This window comes from Actinomadura sp. CNU-125, from assembly GCF_001942465.1.
In the GTDB taxonomy this organism is placed as follows: domain Bacteria; phylum Actinomycetota; class Actinomycetes; order Streptosporangiales; family Streptosporangiaceae; genus Spirillospora.
Map to the genome: position 1 here is coordinate 1 of NZ_MKJY01000492.1, position 1993 is coordinate 1993.

The following is a 1993-nucleotide window of genomic DNA, read 5'->3' on the forward strand; positions in this document are numbered from 1 at the left end:
TTCTACACGCCGCCGTCCCCGCCTCCCCGCCGGAGCCCGACGACGTGATCCGGGCGCGGCCCGCGAAGGCCGGGCCGCCGACCGCGCGGGGGCTCGCGGATGCCGTGGCAGGTCATGTACCTGTCGACGGACGCGCTCGGCGAGCGGGTCGCGGTGACGGGGATGGTGCTCGTGCCGAAGGGCGGGGACGCCGCGGCGGCGCCGGTCGTCGGGTTCGGGCCGGGGACGAGCGGGCCGTCGTTCCGCTGCGCGCCGTCCCGGTTCATCGACCAGGGCGCCTTCTACGAGCAGGCCGCGCTGAACGAGATGCTCGCGGCGGGCTACGCGGTCGCCGTCACCGACTACGAGGGGTACCACGAGAACCCCGAGACGACCTACATCGTGCATTCGATGGGGAACGCGCTGATCGACGCGGTCCGCGCGGCGCGGCGGCTGGAGGAGGCGGGGCTGTCGGAGAGTGCGCCGGTCGCGTTCCGCGGGTACTCGCAGGGCGGCGCGGCGGCGATGTGGGCGGGGCAGAAGCAGCCCGCGTACGCGCCCGAACTGGACGTCGCGGGCATCGTGGGCGGCGGCGTCCCGTCCGACCTCGCGGCGGTGGGCGTCGCGCTGGAGGGCGCCGACCCGTTCGGGTTCCTCCTCTACTCCATGGTCGGCATGGTGAACGCCTACCCGGAACTGGACCTGGAGTCGTACGTCAACGACGCCGGACGCGCCATGCTGACGGCGTTCGAGAACGACACGTGCACGCTGGAGCTGCTGCTCGACCACCAGGGCAAGACGGTGCCGGACTACTTCGCCACCAGCCCGTACGCGTCGACGCCGTGGCTGGAGCGGGTCGCCGAGAACACGCTCGGCGGGCGGGCGCCGCAGGCGCCGGTGTTCCAGTACCACTCGAAGGCCGACGAGATCGTCGCGTTCGGGCAGGCCGACCGCCTGCACCGCGACTACTGCGCGCTCGGCGTCCCCGTCACCTGGAAGACGTGGGACGGCATCGGCCACATCACGCTCGTCTACCGCGGCAACGAGGACGCGATGGCGTTCCTCGCGGACCGTTTCGCGGGCGAGCCCGCCACCTCGAACTGTGCTTGACCGAAGGAGAACGGACATGGTGCGGCGTGTGATCGCCGGGGCGGTGCTGGCCGGGACGGCCGCGCTCGCCGTCGCCGGCTGCGGATCCGAGGAGAAGAAGGAGCCGCCGGAGGTCGCCTGGGCGGGGAAGCTGTGCGGCATCTCGGCGCAGCTGCCCTCGATGAAGGTGCCGGAGTTGCGGGCGGCGGACGCGCTGACGTCGAAGAAGTCGCTCGTCAAGCTGCTGGCGGACGTCTCGCAGCGGATGCGGACGTTCGAGACGGAGATGCAGAAGCTGGGCGCGCCTCCGGTGGAGGGCGGCGAGAAACTGTACAAGGACGCGATGACGAATCTGATGCAGACGCGTTCGACGGTGTCGACGGCGTCGCTGCGGCTGGAGAAGGCCGATGTGAAGAACGAGAAATCGTTGCAGAAAGCCGTCGCCCAGATGGGCGACGCGTTCGGGAAGTTCCAGACCTATCAGGGGCCCGAACAGGACTTCGGCAAGAACGCCGAATTGAAGGCGGCGTTCGCGAAGGCGCCGTCGTGCAAGGACGGCGCGGCCTGAGCGCCGTGAGGTGATCGCCGCCCCGTCCGTCCGCCGGTAGCAGGGCGGATGGACGGGGCGCGTGCGCCGTGCGTCGGCGCCGTGCGTCAGCGGGGTGCGGCGGACGCCATGACCTGCATGCACAGGGCCATCGCGCGCTGCATGTCGCCGGACGGGGTCGCGGGCGGCTGCCAGTTGCGGATGTCGGAGGGCATGTCGATGCCCTTGCCCTGCATGCACTTGACGAACGCGTTGACGGCCGCCGGGGGCGGGCCGCTCGGCGCGGAGCCGTTCCGGCGCCGCCGCCGGAGCCGCCCGAACCGCCGCCCTCGGTGCCGGAACCGGCGCCGCCGCCCTGGCCACCGGCGGTGCCGCCCT

General features: G+C 72.2%; 3 protein-coding genes. 2 read left to right on the forward strand and 1 reads right to left on the reverse strand.

Annotated features, from left to right (window positions below; translation table 11 throughout):
• Positions 1–99: 99 nt before the first annotated feature.
• The gene (locus BJF79_RS38625; protein ID WP_075904822.1) at positions 100–1089 is read left to right on the forward strand and encodes a lipase family protein; all 990 of its coding nucleotides are present in this window, start codon (positions 100–102) and stop codon (positions 1087–1089) included.
• Between the two features lie 16 nt (positions 1090–1105).
• Positions 1106–1636: a hypothetical protein gene (locus BJF79_RS38630; RefSeq protein ID WP_075904824.1), complete on the forward strand. Its 531-nt coding sequence runs from the start codon at positions 1106–1108 to the stop codon at positions 1634–1636.
• Positions 1637–1722: 86 nt separating this feature from the next.
• On the opposite strand, the gene BJF79_RS56465 is transcribed toward BJF79_RS38630, so the two are convergent.
• A partial coding sequence (locus BJF79_RS56465; RefSeq protein WP_262403205.1) for a hypothetical protein occupies positions 1723–1993 on the reverse strand: 271 nt, incomplete at its 5' end.

Excerpts from the sequence above, each read along its gene's own strand:
- BJF79_RS38625 (WP_075904822.1), top strand. The coding sequence starts at position 100 with ATGCCGTGGCAGGTCATGTACCTGTCGACGGACGCGCTCGGCGAGCGG.
- BJF79_RS38630 (WP_075904824.1), top strand. The coding sequence starts at position 1,106 with ATGGTGCGGCGTGTGATCGCCGGGGCGGTGCTGGCCGGGACGGCCGCG.